Origin of the sequence: Pseudomonas sp. 8 R 14 (assembly GCF_900005955.1) — a bacterium.
GTDB lineage: Bacteria > Pseudomonadota > Gammaproteobacteria > Pseudomonadales > Pseudomonadaceae > Aquipseudomonas > Aquipseudomonas marginalis.
The window spans coordinates 412,842-431,451 of the sequence record NZ_CVTH01000077.1 but is presented as its reverse complement, the minus strand read 5'-3'; the positions used below and the strand labels follow the sequence as shown (position 1 = coordinate 431,451).

Sequence of the window (18,610 nt, the reverse complement as noted above, 5' to 3'; positions counted from 1 at the left end):
TTATTCTGCATAACTCTTTGTTTACCAAGGAGTTTTGCGTTTCGACTGCGCCGGAAGTGGGGCGAATTATAGACTTCCAGGATCTGCCGTCAACACTTAATTTAGTTTTCCTATCAATTTGCCGAAGTTGATTAAAAAACCACCAAAACGCCCTCTATATAGAAGAGCGCCCCTAGATAACTCCCGCTTCTTTCAAAGCCTTCACATTCGCCGAGCCCAACCCCAACACATCCTGCAGCACCTGAGCCGTATGCTGCCCCAACAAAGGAGGCGCAGTACGGTACTCCACAGGCGTCTTGGATAACCGAATCGGACTGGCCACCAGCGGCACCATCCCCGCCAACGCATGCGGCAGCTGTATCGCCAGCCCTCGTGCCTTTACCTGAGGATCGGCAAACACCTGGGCTAGGTCATTGATCGGCCCACAAGGCACACCAACCCGCTCCAGTTGTGACACCCACTCAGCCGTAGTCTTGAAGACCGTAACCTGGCGAATCAATGGAATCAGCTCAGCGCGGTTGGCTACCCGCACCTTATTAGTAGAGAACCGCGGATCATCCGCCCACTGCGGCTGCCCAGCCACTTCGGCGAACTTGCGAAATTGCCCGTCATTACCCACGGTCAGTATGAAATCGCCATCGGCCGTAGGAAAATCCTGATAAGGCACGATATTCGGATGAGCATTACCCAGTCGTTTTGGCGCCGCTCCCGTGGCCAGGTAGTTCATCGCCTGGTTAGCCAGACAAGCCACCTGCACATCAAGCAACGCCATATCGATATGCTGCCCACCACCGTCATGATCCCGATGCGCCAGCGCAGCAAGGATCGCCACCGTCGAGTAGAGCCCAGTGAGAATGTCAGTCAACGCCACCCCCACCTTCACCGGCCCGGCCCCCTCATCGCCTTCCGGCCGACCGGTAAGACTCATCAGCCCACCCAACCCCTGGATCATGAAGTCATACCCCGCGCGAGCGGCATACGGCCCCGTCTGACCGAAGCCAGTGATCGAGCAGTAGATCAACTCCGGATTCACCTTCTTGAGCGAATCGTAGTCCAGCCCATACGCCGCCAGGCCACCCACCTTGAAGTTCTCGATCAAGATGTCGGACTTGGCAGCCAGATCTCGCACCAGCCGCTGTCCCTCCGGCCGCGTGAAGTCGATCGTCACCGACTCTTTGTTGCGATTAGCCGACAAGTAGTACGCCGCCTCACTCGTGTTCTCGCCATCAGCGTCTTTAAGGAAGGGCGGCCCCCAGGCGCGCGTATCGTCACCGCTACCAGGTCGCTCGACCTTGATCACCTCAGCCCCAAGGTCCGCAAGGATCTGCCCGGACCAGGGGCCTGCCAACACTCGCGATAAATCCAATACCCGCAGATGCGAAAGCGCGCCCATGCCGTTCTCCTATTAATAGAACGCCTGAATACCGGTTTGCGCGCGCCCCAGAATCAGGGCGTGCACGTCATGGGTACCCTCATAGGTGTTAACCACCTCAAGATTCACCAGATGACGCGCCACCCCGAACTCGTCGGAGATACCGTTGCCACCCAACATGTCCCGCGCCATACGTGCGATGTCCAGGGACTTGCCGCATGAGTTGCGCTTCATGATCGATGTGATTTCAACCGCAGCCGTTCCCTCTTCCTTCATACGCCCCAGGCGCAGGCAGCCTTGCAGCGCCAGGGTGATTTCGGTCTGCATATCGGCCAGCTTCTTCTGAATCAATTGAGTTGCTGCCAATGGACGGCCGAACTGATGGCGATCCAGGGTGTACTGGCGTGCGGTGTGCCAACAGAACTCGGCAGCACCCAAAGCCCCCCAGGAGATGCCATAACGCGCCGAGTTGAGGCAGGTAAAAGGGCCCTTCAAGCCGCGCACATCCGGGAAAATGTTCTCTTCCGGCACAAACACGTTATCCATCACGATCTCACCGGTGATGGAGGCGCGCAGGCCGACCTTGCCGTGAATCGCCGGCGCACTCAGGCCTTTCCAGCCTTTCTCCAGAACAAACCCACGAATATCGTCAGCGTCGTCCTTGGCCCACACCACAAACACGTCCGCAATCGGGCTATTGGTGATCCACATTTTTGCGCCGGTAAGGCTGTAGCCGCCATCCACTTTGCGCGCACGAGTGATCATCGCGCCAGGATCGGAGCCGTGGTCAGGCTCGGTCAAACCAAAACAACCAATCCATTCGCCAGAGGCCAATTTCGGCAAGTACTTCTGCTTTTGCGCTTCGGTGCCGAACTCATTGATAGGCACCATCACCAGTGACGACTGCACACTCATCATCGAGCGATAACCGGAGTCGACGCGCTCAACCTCACGCGCAATCAGGCCGTAGCTGACGTAACTCAAACCACTGCCCCCGTACTGCTCAGGAATCATCGCCCCCAGCAAACCGGTCTCACCCATTTCACGGAAAATCGCCGGGTCGGTCTTTTCATGGCGAAAGGCTTCGAGCACACGCGGCGCCAGCTTGTCCTGGGCGAATTGCTCAGCACTGTCGCGCACCATGCGCTCCTCTTCGGTGAGCTGTTGATCCAGCAGCAGTGGATCGATCCAGTTGAAGCTTGCCTTGCCAGCCATGAATAAGTCCTCGCAAAGAAAAATCAGAAGTCGTGCATGGAGCCTAGGCCGGGCAGGCAGGGAGAGCAAACGAGGTTTTAGCATAGGCTTGTGATAATTTATCACTCCGTAACGCCTACAAGCGGCGCAGCTGCACTTTTTATGTGAGGACAAGGTATATGCGCAGAAAAATTCCCAGCACCACCGCCCTTGTCAGTTTTGAAGCGGCAGCCCGCCACGAGAGCTTTACCAAGGCGGCGCATGAGCTTTCCATCACCCAAGGCGCCATTTGCCGACAGATCGCCAGCCTGGAAGAGTTTTTAAGTGTCGAGCTGTTTCGGCGCTCACGGCGCGGGGTAAAGCTGACGGAGGCGGGACTTTCATACAGCCGTCGCGTGGCCACCCAGCTGGACGCCGTGGAGCGCGATACCCTGTCCGTCATGGGGCAGCAAGGCGCAAACACCATTGAGCTGGCCGTAGTACCCACGTTTGGTACGCAATGGTTGATCCCTCGCCTCAAGGACTTTCAACGAGAGCATCCAGAAGTGACGGTAAACCTGACTAACCGCACGCGTCCTTTTCTATTTGCGGATACGGAATTCGACGCAGCAATTTACTTCGGCGACGCAGATTGGTCCGGTACCGAATCCCACAGGCTCATGGGAGAAAATCCTGTCCCCGTGTGCAGCCCGCGACTATTGGGCGAACTTGAGCGATTCACCCCCCAGGAGATTGCAGAACTGCCATTGCTGCAGCAGACCACCCGCCCTTACGCCTGGCGCCAATGGTTCAACGCCCAGCAACTGAACGTGCCCCGCGACATGACAGGCCCACGTTACGAGCTATTCTCGATGTTGTCTCAAGCCGCCATGCATGACATGGGTATTGCACTGATCCCGCCATTCCTTATCCAGCGAGAACTGGATGAGCATCGACTGGTGATCGCAAGCCCGCAGGCGCTGACCAGTTCGAAGGCTTATTACCTGATGATTCCTGACAGAAAAGTCGAATCCGCCTCACTGCATGCGTTCAGAGACTGGTTGATAGACCAATCGCAGCGCTACAGCCCCAGCATTTAAAGGACAAGCCTCACATACTGACTTTGTAGTCAGCTAAATCACAAGCCTACAGATGTACGTATATGTCGCATTTAAGCAGACTGTACCTGTCAGCCTGAAACAAGGCTTAAAGCCATGATTTTCGTGGCTTGTAGCGACTCCTATCAGCCAATGCCCGACTATTCACATCAACGATGGAAAAAAACACACGAATCAGCTGAAGCCCTTTAAACACCTGTATTTAAAGAGGTTATTTCAGACCGTTGCGACAATCAGTCACAGGGTGACTTGTAGTTAATTTTTCGTCACCCGTCATAATCCCTTGAAGGCCGTAAAGTTCGCCTGCAAAATGCCGCGCCCCGCTGTCATTTCAGCGGGATCGTGCTGATCGGCCGCCCCAGCTGCGCCACTCGCGGTGCACTGGCCTTTTTACAAAAAGATCAAAAGCAAAAAGATCATGCAGGAGATTTGACGTGCACATTGGTGTTCCTCTCGAAACCCAGACCGGTGAAACGCGGGTGGCTGCCACCCCGGAAACCATCAAGAAGCTGATCGGCCAGGGCCATAAGGTCACTGTTCAAAGCGGCGCAGGCCTCAAGGCCAGCATCGTCGACAGTGCCTATGAAGCGGCAGGCGCGACCATTGGCAGTGCCGGCGATGCGTTTGGCGCCGAGCTGATTCTCAAGGTGGTCGCCCCCAGCGACAGCGAACTGGCGCTGATCAAAAGCGGCACCGCGTTGGTGGGCATGCTCAATCCGTTCAGCAACGAAACCATTGCCAAGCTGGCCGAGCAAGGCATCACTGCCTTTGCGCTGGAAGCTGCGCCACGTACCTCGCGGGCCCAGAGCCTCGACGTGCTGTCTTCCCAGGCCAACATCGCCGGCTATAAAGCCGTGTTGCTGGCCGCCCATCATTACCCGCGCTTCATGCCGATGCTCATGACCGCCGCCGGTACGGTCAAAGCCGCGCGCGTGCTGATCCTCGGCGCCGGTGTTGCAGGCCTTCAAGCCATCGCCACGGCGAAACGCCTGGGCGCGGTGATCGAAGCATCCGACGTGCGTCCTGCGGTAAAAGAGCAGATCGAATCCCTTGGCGCCAAGTTCGTCGACGTCCCCTACGAAACCGACGAAGAACGTGAATGCGCCGTCGGTGTCGGCGGCTACGCGCGCCCGATGCCCAGCAGCTGGATGCAACGCCAGGCCCTGGCCGTGCACGAACGCGCCAAGCAGGCCGACATCGTCATCACCACCGCCCTGATCCCCGGCCGCAAGGCGCCGACGCTGCTCAGCGCCGACACCGTCGCGCAGATGAAGCCCGGCTCGGTGGTCATCGACCTCGCTGCCGCCCAGGGCGGCAATTGCCCGCTGACCGTCGCCGACCAGGTGGTGGTGGAGAACGGCGTAATCATCTGCGGCCCGACCAACCTCGCCGGCGCCGTCGCCGCCGATGCGTCGGCCTTGTATGCGCGCAACCTGCTGGACTTCCTGAAACTGGTCTTCAACAAGGAAGGGCAGTTTGAAATCAACCTCGAAGACGACATCGTCGCCGCGTGCCTCATGTGCCGCGACGGCCAAGTCATCCGCAAAAACGCCTAAGCAGGGATTCAGACGATGGAAGAGCTTATCTCCCCCGGTATCTACAACCTGATCATCTTTGTGCTGGCGATTTATGTCGGTTACCACGTGGTCTGGAACGTAACGCCCGCACTGCACACACCGTTGATGGCAGTGACGAACGCCATTTCAGCGATTGTGATTGTCGGCGCCATGCTCGCTGCAGCGCTGACCGTTACGCCACTGGGCAAGACCATGGGCACCCTGGCTGTGGCCCTCGCGGCCGTGAACGTGTTCGGCGGTTTCCTGGTAACTCGCAGGATGCTGGAGATGTTCAAGAAGAAAGCCCCGAAAGTAAAAGAAGAGGCGCCGAAGTAATGAGCATGAATCTGGTGACGACGCTGTACCTGATCGCGTCGATCTGCTTTATCCAGGCCCTCAAAGGCCTGTCGCATCCCACTACGTCGCGACGCGGCAATCTGTTCGGCATGCTCGGCATGGCGCTGGCGGTACTCACGACCGTAGGCCTCATCTATAAGCTCGGCGCTGAGCTGGCCACCGCCGGTATCGGCTACGTGATCGTCGGCCTGCTGGTCGGCGGCACCGCCGGCTCGATCATGGCCAAGCGCGTAGAAATGACCAAGATGCCCGAACTGGTCGCCTTCATGCACAGCATGATCGGCCTGGCCGCGGTGTTTATCGCGATTGCCGCCGTGGTCGAGCCGCAGTCCCTGGGCATCGTCAAACACCTGGGCGATGCGATCCCGGCGGGCAACCGCCTGGAGCTGTTCCTCGGCGCGGCCATCGGGGCGATTACCTTCTCCGGTTCGGTGATCGCGTTCGGCAAGCTGTCGGGCAAGTACAAGTTCCGCCTGTTCCAAGGCGCACCGGTACAGTTTGGCGGCCAGCACAAGATCAACCTGGTGCTCGGCCTTGCAACCCTGGGCCTGGGGCTGGCGTTCATGTTCACCGGCAACCTCACCGCCTTTGCGCTGATGCTGGCATTGGCGTTCGTGCTCGGCGTGCTGATCATCATCCCGATTGGCGGCGCCGATATGCCGGTTGTTGTGTCGATGCTCAACAGCTACTCCGGCTGGGCCGCGGCGGGCATCGGCTTCTCGCTGAACAACTCGATGCTGATCATTGCCGGTTCGCTGGTGGGTTCAAGCGGTGCGATCCTGTCGTACATCATGTGCAAGGCGATGAACCGCTCCTTCTTTAATGTACTGCTCGGCGGTTTCGGCAATGCGCCGGATGCCGGTGCTGCAGCGGGTTCTAAAGAAGCACGCCCGGTGAAGTCCGGTTCGGCCGACGACGCCACCTTCCTGCTGACCAACGCCGACACCGTGATCATCGTTCCAGGCTATGGCCTGGCAGTGGCACGGGCACAGCATGCCCTGAAGGAACTGACCGAAAAGCTGACGCACCGTGGCGTGACCGTGAAATACGCGATCCACCCGGTGGCCGGCCGTATGCCTGGGCATATGAACGTCCTGCTGGCCGAGGCGGAAGTGCCTTACGACCAGGTGTTCGAGATGGAGGATATCAACTCCGAATTCGGCCAGGCTGACGTGGTGCTGGTGCTGGGCGCGAACGACGTGGTCAACCCGGCCGCCAAGAACGACCCCAACTCGCCGATTGCCGGCATGCCGATCCTGGAGGCGTTCAAGGCCAAGACCATCATCGTCAACAAGCGTTCGATGGCCAGTGGTTATGCCGGGCTGGATAACGAACTGTTCTACCTGGACAAGACCATGATGGTCTTCGGTGATGCCAAGAAGGTCATCGAAGATATGGTCAAGGCCGTCGAGTAACACTGCGCCAGAGCAATACCCGAAACCCTGGCCTCCAGTAGGCTGGGGTTTTTTATTACCCCATGAAACCCGACCAAAGGCTCTAAATCGCTGCCCCGCATTCGACCATGGTAGCGGGCCGAAACTTTTTGAAATCACTACACTGCCCACCTTGCTTCCGTAGCCTGAGATAACAATTCATGTACCGTGATCGTATCCGCTTGCCTTCGTTGTTGAACAAGGTCATGAGCGCGGCAGACGCCGCCGCACTGATCGAGGACGGCATGACCGTCGGCATGAGCGGCTTCACCCGTGCCGGTGAAGCCAAGGCCGTCCCCCACGCCCTGGCCGAACGCGCCAAGACGTCCCCGCTGAAAATCACCCTGATGACCGGCGCCAGCCTGGGTAACGACTTGGACAAGCAATTGACCGAAGCCGGCGTGCTGTCCCGACGCATGCCGTTCCAGGTCGATAGCACGTTGCGCAAGGCGATCAACGCCGGCGAAGTGATGTTTATCGATCAGCACCTGTCGGAAACCGTCGAGCAACTGCGCAACAACCAGCTCAAGCTGCCGGACATTGCCGTCATCGAGGCCGTTGCGATCACCGAACAAGGCCATATCGTGCCCACCACGTCCGTGGGTAACTCCGCCAGCTTCGCGATTTTCGCCAAGCAAGTGATCGTCGAGATCAACCTGGCACACAACCCGAATCTGGAAGGGCTGCACGACATCTATATCCCGACCTACCGGCCAACCCGTACGCCGATCCCGCTGGTAAAGGTCGACGACCGCATCGGCAGCACCGCGATCCCGATCCCGCCGGAGAAGATCGTCGCCATCGTGATCACCAATCAGGCCGACTCAGCCTCCACCGTGACACCACCCGACAGCGACACCCAGGGCATCGCCAACCACCTGATCAACTTCCTCAAGCAGGAAGTGGACGCCGGGCGCATGACCAACAAGCTTGGCCCGCTGCAGGCCGGGATCGGCAACATTGCCAACGCAGTGATGTGCGGCCTGATCGATTCGCCGTTCGAAGACCTGACCATGTATTCGGAAGTGTTGCAGGACTCGACGTTCGACCTGATCGACGCCGGCAAACTGAGCTTTGCCTCGGGCAGCTCGATCACCCTGTCGGAGCGGCGCAATGCCGACGTGTTCGGCAACCTGGAGCACTACAAAGACAAGCTGGTGCTGCGCCCGCAGGAAATTTCCAATCACCCTGAAGTAGTGCGGCGCCTGGGCATTATCGGCATCAACACGGCGCTGGAGTTCGACATCTACGGCAACGTCAACTCCACCCACATCTGCGGTACGCGGATGATGAACGGCATCGGCGGTTCCGGCGACTTTGCGCGCAACGCGCACCTGGCGATCTTCGTCACCAAGTCGATTGCCAAGGGCGGCGCGATTTCCAGCGTGGTGCCGATGGTCAGCCATGTGGACCACACTGAGCATGACGTCGATATCCTGGTCACCGAAATAGGCCTCGCCGACTTGCGGGGCCTGGCGCCGCGGGAGCGGGCCCGGGTGATCATCGACAACTGTGTGCATCCGGCATACCGCGATGCGCTGAACAGTTACTTCAACACAGCCTGCGCCATCGGCGGACACACGCCACACATCCTGCGCGAAGCACTGAGTTGGCACATTAACCTGGAAGAAACCGGGCATATGCTCAAGGCTTGATTGATACAGATTCGAGCTGACGCAAACACAGTTTCGTCAGCTCGATGCCACAACCCTCGATTCTTGAAAAAACTGTACTGCTGTACCGGTCATTTCCTACCGAAAATTCCCACCCCCACATCATAAAATGCCTATTTCGCACTATTTCAGTGCGGACAGGTACAGTTGCCCCATTTCCGTACAGTACAGCGCCTATAAACAGTTAACTGGCCCCTCACAATACAGGTGAACTGTATCTAGAGAGTCTTGCGCCGGAAGAGGATCATTGGCATCAGTTAAACCACTACCTAATCCCGCCACAAGCGGAAGGATGTCATCATGGAACGTACACTCAGTTCCGAACTGTTCTTCGAAGAAAAAGCTGTAAACACCCAGGCTTCCCTGCCTTTGCGCGTTCTCGCCAACCTGATGTTGTGGCAGCGCCGCATCTCCAGCCGCCATCAACTGGCTCGTCTGGATTCGCGTCTGCTGGCTGATGCCGGTATCAGCGAAGCTCAACGCTACGAAGAGCTGAGCAAGCCGTTCTGGCGTTAATTGACGCCCGCTGGCCCTGACCCACCGGGTCCACAGCCAGCACTGATTTGTCAAAACAAAGCCCGCCCCGGGAGACCGGAGGCGGGCTTTGTTGTTTCGGGGCCAGCCTTGTTCCAGGCCAAACAGAAGCCATTCATCTCAACCAGTACAGTTCAAAAAATATAACAGTTAAGCAGTACAATTAAGCATTGGTGTATCTGTAACGGTCAAAGCAACTCGCCCACCATGGTGTTCCAGGACCTCACGGAAGGCGCTCACCATGGACACCCAACCCTCTCTCTATAAACGGCTGTTACACAGGACAGCTTCCACGCTGGCCAAATGGCTCCGCCACGCCTACGAACGCCGCCAACTGGCGCAACTCGATCTTCGAGAACTCTCCGATGTCGGCATCAGCCCGGGAGACCGAATGGCCGAGCTGTCCAAGCCGTTCTGGCGAGACTAGGCAGTCAAGAAGCTTTCCGAACGGATAAACAGCGGCTTAATATCCATGCACAACGTGGCGAACCGTTTAGAACAGGCGTCTGATCCCCAATGGCTGCCCTGCGCCACCTTATTCGTTCACCTACAGGAGTCACCCCATGTCCCGTATTCGCCTGCTGAGTGCTGCTGCCCTGCTGGCCCTGGCCACCAACGCCAGCGCATCCAGCTTCATCGTGACCACCGACTCCATCGTCGGCGCACTGAAGGCTACTTCCGACGCCACCTCCGATGCCACTTCGTCACTGCGGGATAACAAGGTCGTGCGCGCCGCCCGTGACGACGCAGCCAGCTTCGTCGCAAGCGAAGGCGCCATTCGTGGTGTGAAGCTGGAAAGCGCCCTGGCCCAGATCCGCCAACAAGCGCCGCAACTGAACACCGCGACTGACGCACAACTGGCCCAAGCCATCCTGGCTATTTGAGTGGGCTGACAACGGGAGCGCCCGTCGCTCCCCGATGCCGACGCACTGGCTCTCGCTCGGGCATTACGCTAGCCTTGGCGCTCGCTTTCAGTTGTCGAGTCCCATGGCTTTTTCATACCGCCTGCTAATAGTCCCTGTGTGTTTGTGTGCCAGCTGGTCGCCATTGGCTTCGGCCTTTGACCTGACCATCCAAGGTACCGTCGCGAGTGCGTACGCCACCAGCAAGGTGAGCTCCGCGCCTTTCGACCGGAAAGTAGTCGTGGCTGCCCAGGCTGATGCCGCTGCGTTTATCGCCACTGACGGCCAATGGCGGGGTGCACGGCTGGAATCCGCGCTGGATTACCTGCGCCGTACCCAACCAAAACTTAACGCCAGCGACCTTGAACTGGCGCAGGCAATTCTCGTCCAATAATCATCTTTGTATTTCGGAGTCATTCCATGCGTAGCCCGCTGATCGCCGCCACCCTTGGCCTGCTGTTGTTGGCCGACGTTGCCCAGGCACATACCCTGGTGGCCACCAGTAACATCATTGTTCGCGCCTCTGGCCGCACCATTGATTTCACTTCGGACACCACCACCTCCATCCGCGACTCCAAAGTCGTGCGCGAAGCCCACGATGACGCGGCCAGTTTCGTCGCCACCAACGGCGAGATCCGCGGCGCACAGTTGGAAGCCGCCTTCGACACCCTGCGCACCCGCCTGCCGGAAGCGCGCGATGCCAGCGACCAGACCCTCGCCGAAGCTATCCTCGCTCTGTGAGGCGCCTTGTCGCCTGGCTCCTGGCCGGGACTGTGCTGCTGTGTGCCAGCGCAGCCCAGGCCAGCCTGCAACTGCGGCTCAAGACAGATGGCTTGAGCCCGACCGAACAGCAGGCCAGCCAGGCATTGCTCGACGAGGCGATGCGCTCGCTGCCACCGCGCTTCGTCGAGCAGTTGGACCGGCGCATCGATGTCGGCTGGACCGACAAGATGCCCGAAAATGCCTACGGCCAGGCCTCTCTGGTGTCCGAGTTGGACCTCAACCGCAACCTGCTCGACAGCCTGACCGACGGCAGCGCCGCCACGCAAAAAACCAATCGCCCCCACGGCACCGTGCGCCGGGAAATGCTCGCCACCGTGCTGCATGAACTGACCCACATCTATGACCGTGCGCGCCTGTGGCCCAAGGACGAACGCGCGCTGATCCAGCGTTGCAGCCGCCAGAACAACATCACCGGCCTGATCGGCCTGCCCGATCAATGCCGTGGCCAGAATGACCGACGCTTCACCCTCAGCGATGACCCGCGCCTGCTGGACCTGGCGGGCTGGCCGCAATATGTCGGCCGTCGCGGTGAGCGCGAACAACACAACCGTCAGGTCGCGCGCAGCCCGGATATCTACGAAACCACCAGCCCGCTGGAATTCGTAGCGGTCAATATGGAGTACTTCCTCCTCGACCCAAGCTATGCCTGCCGGCGCCCCGCGCTGTTCCGCTATTACAAGGAACACTTCGGCTGGGCCCCACCGGAACAAGACACCTGCGCCAAGACCTACGCGTTCCTCAACGCCGGCAACGATTTCGCCAAGACACCCCTGGGCCACGTCGACCCGGAGCGGGTCTACGAAATCGACTACCTGCTGGCCGAAGCCAACCAGAACCTGGTCAGCCGCTGGGGCCACAGTATGTTGCGCCTGGTGATCTGCGCGCCGGGCCGCCCCCGTGGGCCGGACTGCCGGCTCGACCTGGACCAGCACCTGGTGCTGTCCTACCGCGCCTTCGTCGGCGATGTACAGCTGTCCAGCTGGGACGGCCTGGTGGGCAAGTACCCGTCACGGCTGTTCGTGTTGCCGCTGGCCCAGGTGATCGACGAATACACCAAGACCGAACTGCGCGGCCTGGCGTCCGTGCCGCTGAAACTGTCGCGCCAGGAGATCAACGACACCGTCGAGCACGCCGCTGAAATGCACTGGAGCTATGACGGCAACTATTACTTCCTGTCCAACAATTGCGCGGTCGAAAGCCTGAAACTGCTGCGCAGCGGCAGCGCCAACCCGCAGCTGACCGGCCTGGATAACATCACGCCTAATGGCCTGCTGGAAGTGCTGCAAGCCCGCGGCCTGGCGGATACCAGCGTACTCAACGACAAACGCGAGGCCATGCGCCTGGGGTATCACTTCGACTCCTTCCGAGAACGCTACCAGGCCATGTTCGACGTGCTGCGCAAACACCTGCCGATCAAACAGACCCAGGTTGAAGACTGGCTGTCCCTCAGCGCCGAAGAGCGCCGCCAGTGGTTCGACCAGGCCGACCTGCGCACCAGCGCCGCACTGCTGCTGCTGGAACAGGCGAGCTTTCGCAAACAGCTGATGCTGGCCCAGGACGAAGTCAAGCAACGCTACCTCGGTGCACGCGAGCTGAAAAACGGCGGCATGGAGAAAGCCAACGCCACACTGCAGCAGATCCTCGCCAACAGTGGCTTCCTCAGCCGTCCCGCAGAACTGCTGGGCAGCGGTGGCTATGGCCTGCCGCAACCATCGGAAGCCAAGCGCCTGGAATCGGAAAGCGCCGAGCGCCAGAAGCAGCTGCAATCGCTCACCGGCGAGCTGGATAAAGAGGTGAGGGCGCTGCTGGATCCGTCCCGCGCGGCCGAAATTGCTGCGTGTGAAGCCAACCTCAAGCAGGTGGGTGAACACCTGCGCAAACTGCACAAAGCAGCGGGCGGCCTCGAGCTGCCCTGAAGTACACGGGATAAACACATTCCAATGTGGGAGCAAGCCCCCTCCCACATTTGAAATGTGTACACCTGAAGACCGTACATCTTCCCACCACCAACTGTTTTGCCAACGAAAGCTGGCTGAAAGCTAACGCGTCTAGGATCGCCCCCAACTGCCGGCAACAGACCGGCTGTACACAACAACAATGGTGATCCCCGATGTCCGTCCGTACCCGCCTGTTCGCCCCAACTCCACCCGTACGCCTCGTGCCCTTCGTTCTGCGCTGACCCCACCCCGGTTCGCCATTCCCTAGCCGCGCTACGCCTGGAGTATTCCTATGCTGACTTTCCTTGGCTTTGCCATGGTCATCACGTTCATGTTCCTGATCATGACCAAGCGCCTGTCTGCGCTGATCGCCCTGATCATCGTGCCTATCCTGTTCGCGCTGTTCGGCGGTTTCGCACCGAAGATCGGCCCGATGATGCTCGAAGGCATTACCAAGCTCGCGCCCACCGGCGTGATGCTGATGTTCGCCATCCTCTATTTTGCCCTGATGATCGACTCCGGCCTGTTCGACCCGGCTGTGCGCAAGATCCTCAAGATGGTCAAGGGCGACCCGCTGAAGGTGTCGGTCGGCACCGCCGTGCTGGCCCTGGTGGTGTCCCTCGACGGTGACGGCGCCACCACCTACATGATTTGCGTGGCCGCCATGCTGCCGCTGTACCAGCGCATCGGCATGAGCCCGCGGATCATGGCCGGCCTGATCATCCTCGCCGGTGGCGTGATGAACATGACCCCCTGGGGCGGCCCGACCGCCCGCGCCGCCAGTGCGCTGCACGTGGACCCCTCGGATATTTTCGTACCGATGATCCCGGCGATGGCCGCCGGTGTGGTCGCGATCCTGGTGATTGCCTACATGTACGGCAAGCGCGAACGGGCGCGCCTGGGTGAACTGCACCTGCAAGGCGACGAGATCGACCACAGCGAGATCAGCGTGTCGCAATACCCGGACGCCCGTCGTCCGAAGCTGATCTGGTTCAACGGTGCCCTGACCCTGGCCCTGATGTGCACCCTGATCGCCGGCCTGTTGCCGCTGCCGGTGCTGTTCATGGTGGCATTCAGTATCGCGATGATCGTCAACTACCCGTGCCTGCAACAGCAGAAAGACCGCGTCGCCGCCCACGCCGGCAGCGTATTGGCGGTGGTCGGGTTGATCTTCGCCGCAGGGATCTTCACCGGCATCCTGTCGGGCACCGGCATGGTCGATGCCATGTCCAAGAGCCTGCTGGCCGTCATTCCGGAAGCCATGGGCCCTTACCTGGCGGTGATCACCGCACTGGTGAGCATGCCGTTCACCTTCTTCATGTCCAACGATGCGTTCTACTATGGCGTACTGCCAGTACTCGCCGAAGCCGCCAGCCATTACGGCATCACCGCAGTGGAAATGGCCCGCGCCTCGATTGTTGGCCAGCCCGTGCACTTGCTCAGCCCGCTGGTACCGTCGACCTACCTGTTGGTGGCCCTGGCCGGTATCGAATTTGGCGATCACCAGCGCTTCACCCTGAAGTGGGCAGTACTGGTATGCCTGTGCATAATGTTCGCCGCATTGCTGATGGGGATTTTTCCGCTGTTCAGCACTCTATAATCGTACCGACTCACTCACCGCGCGGCGCTGCAGCTTGCGCGGTTTAACACTTGCTCAAAGGAATACACATGGAATGGCTGACCAATCCGGAAATCTGGATTGCCTTCTTCACCCTGACGGCCCTCGAGATCGTCCTGGGCATCGATAACATCATCATGATTTCGATCCTGGTCAGCCGCATGCCCAAGCATATGCAGGCACGCACCCGGATCTTCGGCCTGGCATTGGCCATGGTCACGCGAATCCTGTTGCTGCTGTCGATCACCTGGGTCATGCGCCTGACCGACGACCTGTTCGTGGTCTTCGGCCAAGGCATTTCCGGCCGCGACCTGATCCTGTTCTTCGGTGGCCTGTTCCTGCTGTGGAAAAGCTCCCAGGAGATGTACCACGCCCTGGAAGGTGAAGACGAAACCCACGACGAACCCAAGGGCGCCGGTGGCAAGTTCATCTACACCATCATCCAGATCGCGATCATCGACATCGTCTTCTCCCTGGACTCGGTGATCACCGCCGTGGGCATGGTCTCCCATGTGCCGGTCATGGTTGCCGCGATCATTGTTGCCGTATTGGTGATGATGCTGGCCGCCGGCACCATCAGCGACTTCATCGACAAGCACCCGTCGCTGAAGATGCTGGCGCTGTCGTTCCTGCTGGTGGTGGGTACCGTACTGATCGCCGAATCCTTCGACGTGCACGTGCCAAAAGGCTACGTCTACTTCGCCATGGCATTCTCGCTGGCGGTGGAAGCGGTGAACATCAAGATGCGCACCGCCATCGCGAAAAAGAAGAAACAGCAGGACCCTGTGAAACTGCGCAAGGATATTCCGGGTCAATAAACCCGAGCCAGACAAAAAAGGGGCTTTTATAAGCCCCTTTTTTTCATGCATAAAAAGCTGATTTCATGACAGTTTTGTTTCAATCCCCACTTTAGCTATGCGATGCTGGCGCCGAGCCCATTCGCCAACTACAGCTTAACTACAAGACGTAGAACGGCACGCGGCAATTCTCATTTGCGCCAAATGGCGCACACCCACACGGGGGGCCGAGCATGCTGACCTTGCTCAATCTGCTTTCCGCCGTGACCCTGCTTATCTGGGGCACGCACATCGTCCGTACCGGCATTCTGCGGGTCTACGGTTCCAACCTGCGTCAAGTCATCGGGCAGAATATGTCCAAGCGCTGGCTGGCATTTGTCGCCGGCATCCTGGTGACTGCCATGGTGCAGAGCAGCAACGCCACGGCAATGCTGGTGACCTCCTTTGTCGGCCAGGGCCTGATGGGGCTGGTGCCCGCCCTGGCGACCATGCTCGGCGCCGACGTCGGTACCGCGCTGATGGCGCGGGTGCTGACCTTCGACCTGTCCTGGCTGTCGCCGCTGCTGATCTTTCTCGGGGTGATTTTCTTCCTGTCGCGCAAACAGACGCGGGCCGGGCAGTTGGGCCGGGTCGGGATCGGCCTCGGGCTGATCATCCTCGCGCTGCAGTTAATCGTCGAAGCCGCCGGGCCGATTACCCACGCCCAGGGCGTGAAAGTGCTGTTCGCCTCGCTGACCGGCGATATTTTGCTCGATGCCCTGGTCGGCGCCCTGTTCGCGATGATTTCCTACTCCAGCCTCGCCGCTGTCCTGCTGACCGCCACCCTGGCCGGCGCCGGGGTGATCGGCTTGCACGTGGCCATCGGCCTGGTAATCGGCGCCAACATCGGCAGCGGCGTGCTGGCCTTTCTCAGCACCAGCATGCAGAACGCCGCCGGTCGCCAGGTCGCCTTGGGCAGCCTGCTGTACAAACTGATCGGCCTGCTGCTGATTATCCCGGTGCTCGACCCGCTGGTGCTGTGGATGGACGGCCTGGACTACAGCGCCCAAGGCATGGTCATCACCTTCCACCTGCTCTACAACGTCAGCCGTTGCCTGATCCTGCTGCCCACCATCGGCCCCATGGCCAGGCTGTGCGCCTGGTTGCTGCCGGAGCGGGACGAGGTCAACGGCAAGGCCAAACCGCGCCACCTGGACCCCACGGCCCTGACCACACCGAGCCTGGCCCTGGCCAACGCCGCGCGCGAAACCCTGCGCCTGGGTGATCTGATCGACAACATGCTCACCGCCATGCAGGAAGTGCTGCGCGGCAAACAGACAGCCATTACCCAGGAAATACGCAGCCTCAGCGATGATGTCGAGGCACTCTACAGCGCGATCAAACTCTACCTGGCGCAAATGCCCCGCGAAGACCTCAGCGAGCAAGACAGTCGGCGCTGGGCCGAAATCATCGAGCTGTCGATCAACCTGAAACTGGCCGGCGACCTGATCGAACGCATGCTGCGTAAAGTCCAGCAGCAGAAAACCTCCCAACGCCGCCAGTTTTCCGAAGTGGGCCTGGAAGAACTCACCGGCCTGCACAGCCAATTGATCGCCAACCTGCGCCTGGGCTTGTCGGTGTTCCTCAGTGCCGACCCGGAAAGCGCCCGCCAACTGCTGCGCGAAAAGCGCCGCTTTCGCGCCCAGGAACGCCGCCTGGCCCACGCCCACGTCAGTCGCCTGCAACGCAAGATCGTGCAGAGCCTGGAGACCAGTTCCCTGCACCTGGAGCTGATTGCCGACATGAAACGCTTGAACTCGTTGTTTTGCAGCAGTGCTTATGTAGTCTTGGAAACGTCCGACACCGGCGCACTCTCCGCCGAAGATATTGCCGACATCACACATTCGCCCTGAACGTACGATGGCCCGTGAAGTCAGTTAAAGCTGACCTCACTCGCCAGGAAGCTTGTTATGCGTCGCCTGTTGTTCGCTTGCCTGCTCATGGGTTCTGCCCACGTCCTTGCCTTTGACCGCTTGCAGGTTGAGGGCTACACCTTGCCCAACGGCCTGCAATTGCTGCTTAAACCGGGCACCGAGCGCGGCCATGTGGCGATTCGCCTGGTGGTCGGCGTCGGCCTGGACGACTTCGGTTGCGAAGACAAGGAACTGCCGCACCTGCTCGAGCACTTGCTGTTCAGCGGTATCGACGGCGGCGGCGAAGGCGAGCTGGAAGACCGCATGCAAGCCCTGGGTGGCGAGTGGAACGCCTACACCAGCAACGCCGATACGACCTTTGTGATCGAGGCACCCGCGCAAAACCAGCGCAAGGTGCTCGACCTGCTGCTGGCGATCATCACCCGCACCCAGTTGACCGACGCCAATATCAACGCGGCCAAACAGGTCGTCGAGCGCGAAGACGGCGGTCATTACTCCCACCTGCAACGCCTGCTCGACCGCCAGGACCTGGGTCACACCGCCAGCAATCAACTGGCCATCGAGCTGGGGCTCAAATGCGCCGAGCGTGCCGAGGTCGATCACCTGACCCGTGACCAGCTGGAGACGCTGCGCAAAAATTGGTACGCCCCCAACAACATGACCCTGATCATCGTCGGCGACCTCGACAAACTGCTGCCGGCCTACCTGGAGCGCACCTACGGTCAACTCGACCCGATCGAACCCAGCGAGCACCCGGCGCTGCCGCAGATCCAGCACGCCGCCGCCAGCCACCGCGACCTGATCCACGGCTGGGTGGGTGACAGTGCCAAACTGCACTGGCTGTTCCCCGAGCCGGTGCTGGACGACCAGCATGATGAAACCTACGACCTGCTCAAGGATTACCTGGATTGGGCGCTGTACCGCCAACTGCGCCTCAAGCATGGGTTGTCCTACGGCCCCTGGAGCGAGCGCGAAGTGCTCGGCGGCGTTGGCTTCCTCAGCCTGAATGCCGACCTCGAGCGGGACAACCTCCCCGAAGCCGAGCAGGTGCTGCAAGACCTCAAGGCGCAACTGCTCAAGGACGGCCTTGACCCAACGGTATTCGCGCGCCTCAAACAGGCCGCCATCGCCCGCCAGGCCTGGGCCGTGCAGGGCAACAGCGCGCTGGCCGACTATTATTGGAGCGCCTCGGGCGATTACGACAACGGCCACTTCAGCGACCCGGTCAAACGCATCAAGGCCGTGAGCCTGGAGCAGACCAGCCAGGCCATGCGCGAGTTGCTCAAGCAACCGGGTTACTGGCGCATCGAGAAACCACTGCTGAGCTACGACATGCTCAACTGGATCGGCGCCGGCGTCCTCGGGCTGATCGCCATTGCGTTGATCGGCGTGCGCCGTTATCGCAAACGGATCGCGTAATGAGGCACCGAACCCTGGCCTAAGA

Annotated in this window: 17 protein-coding genes; 15 read left to right on the top strand and 2 right to left on the bottom strand. The window is 59.9% G+C overall.

Annotated features, from left to right (window positions below; genetic code table 11):
• Positions 1 to 172 precede the first annotated feature (172 nt).
• Complete coding sequence (locus BFQ01_RS22125) at positions 173 to 1,393, bottom strand: CaiB/BaiF CoA transferase family protein (RefSeq protein WP_065926878.1); 1,221 nt, start codon at positions 1,391 to 1,393, stop codon at positions 173 to 175.
• Positions 1,394 to 1,405: 12 nt separating this feature from the next.
• Positions 1,406 to 2,587, bottom strand: coding sequence for an acyl-CoA dehydrogenase (locus BFQ01_RS22120; RefSeq protein ID WP_065926877.1), 1,182 nt, complete (start codon positions 2,585 to 2,587; stop codon positions 1,406 to 1,408).
• A gap of 158 nt (positions 2,588 to 2,745) precedes the next feature.
• On the opposite strand from BFQ01_RS22120, the gene BFQ01_RS22115 reads away from it, so the two are divergent.
• From BFQ01_RS22115 to BFQ01_RS22045, 15 genes are all read left to right on the top strand, one after another.
• Entirely contained in the window at positions 2,746 to 3,645 is a 900-nt protein-coding gene (locus tag BFQ01_RS22115) for a LysR family transcriptional regulator (RefSeq protein ID WP_065926876.1), read from the top strand.
• Positions 3,646 to 4,097: 452 nt separating this feature from the next.
• The gene (locus BFQ01_RS22110) at positions 4,098 to 5,219 is read left to right on the top strand and encodes a Re/Si-specific NAD(P)(+) transhydrogenase subunit alpha (RefSeq protein ID WP_065926875.1); all 1,122 of its coding nucleotides are present in this window, start codon (positions 4,098 to 4,100) and stop codon (positions 5,217 to 5,219) included.
• A 15-nt stretch (positions 5,220 to 5,234) separates the two neighbouring features.
• Positions 5,235 to 5,555: an NAD(P) transhydrogenase subunit alpha gene (locus BFQ01_RS22105; protein ID WP_003187417.1), complete on the top strand. Its 321-nt coding sequence runs from the start codon at positions 5,235 to 5,237 to the stop codon at positions 5,553 to 5,555.
• Positions 5,555 to 6,991, top strand: coding sequence for an NAD(P)(+) transhydrogenase (Re/Si-specific) subunit beta (locus BFQ01_RS22100; protein WP_027608003.1), 1,437 nt, complete (start codon positions 5,555 to 5,557; stop codon positions 6,989 to 6,991). The genes BFQ01_RS22105 and BFQ01_RS22100 overlap by 1 nt, the downstream gene beginning before the upstream one ends.
• 179 nt (positions 6,992 to 7,170) lie before the next feature.
• Positions 7,171 to 8,664, top strand: a complete 1,494-nt coding sequence (locus BFQ01_RS22095; protein ID WP_065926874.1) for an acetyl-CoA hydrolase/transferase family protein — start codon at positions 7,171 to 7,173, stop codon at positions 8,662 to 8,664.
• Between the two features lie 318 nt (positions 8,665 to 8,982).
• Complete coding sequence (locus BFQ01_RS22090) at positions 8,983 to 9,198, top strand: DUF1127 domain-containing protein (protein WP_003187413.1); 216 nt, start codon at positions 8,983 to 8,985, stop codon at positions 9,196 to 9,198.
• Between the two features lie 259 nt (positions 9,199 to 9,457).
• Positions 9,458 to 9,643 (top strand): DUF1127 domain-containing protein, encoded by a 186-nt coding sequence (locus BFQ01_RS22085; RefSeq protein ID WP_027608005.1) that lies wholly within the window; start codon positions 9,458 to 9,460, stop codon positions 9,641 to 9,643.
• Positions 9,644 to 9,779: 136 nt separating this feature from the next.
• A complete protein-coding gene (locus BFQ01_RS22080; RefSeq protein ID WP_027608006.1) occupies positions 9,780 to 10,100 on the top strand; it encodes a DUF2388 domain-containing protein in 321 nt (106 codons plus the stop codon).
• Positions 10,101 to 10,203: 103 nt separating this feature from the next.
• A complete protein-coding gene (locus BFQ01_RS22075) occupies positions 10,204 to 10,512 on the top strand; it encodes a DUF2388 domain-containing protein (protein WP_065926888.1) in 309 nt (102 codons plus the stop codon).
• Between the two features lie 26 nt (positions 10,513 to 10,538).
• Entirely contained in the window at positions 10,539 to 10,859 is a 321-nt protein-coding gene (locus BFQ01_RS22070; protein WP_027608008.1) for a DUF2388 domain-containing protein, read from the top strand.
• On the top strand, positions 10,856 to 12,817 hold the full coding sequence (locus tag BFQ01_RS22065; protein ID WP_065926873.1) for a DUF7844 domain-containing protein: 1,962 nt from the start codon (positions 10,856 to 10,858) through the stop codon (positions 12,815 to 12,817). Before BFQ01_RS22070 ends, BFQ01_RS22065 begins: the two co-directional genes overlap by 4 nt.
• Before the next feature lie 313 nt (positions 12,818 to 13,130).
• Positions 13,131 to 14,438, top strand: coding sequence for a CitMHS family transporter (locus BFQ01_RS22060; protein WP_003170826.1), 1,308 nt, complete (start codon positions 13,131 to 13,133; stop codon positions 14,436 to 14,438).
• Positions 14,439 to 14,506: 68 nt separating this feature from the next.
• On the top strand, positions 14,507 to 15,274 hold the full coding sequence (locus BFQ01_RS22055) for a TerC family protein (protein ID WP_027608010.1): 768 nt from the start codon (positions 14,507 to 14,509) through the stop codon (positions 15,272 to 15,274).
• A gap of 212 nt (positions 15,275 to 15,486) precedes the next feature.
• Positions 15,487 to 17,145 (top strand): Na/Pi cotransporter family protein, encoded by a 1,659-nt coding sequence (locus BFQ01_RS22050; protein ID WP_065926872.1) that lies wholly within the window; start codon positions 15,487 to 15,489, stop codon positions 17,143 to 17,145.
• 57 nt (positions 17,146 to 17,202) lie between these two features.
• Positions 17,203 to 18,585, top strand: a complete 1,383-nt coding sequence (locus BFQ01_RS22045) for a M16 family metallopeptidase (protein ID WP_065926871.1) — start codon at positions 17,203 to 17,205, stop codon at positions 18,583 to 18,585.
• Positions 18,586 to 18,610: the final 25 nt, after the last annotated feature.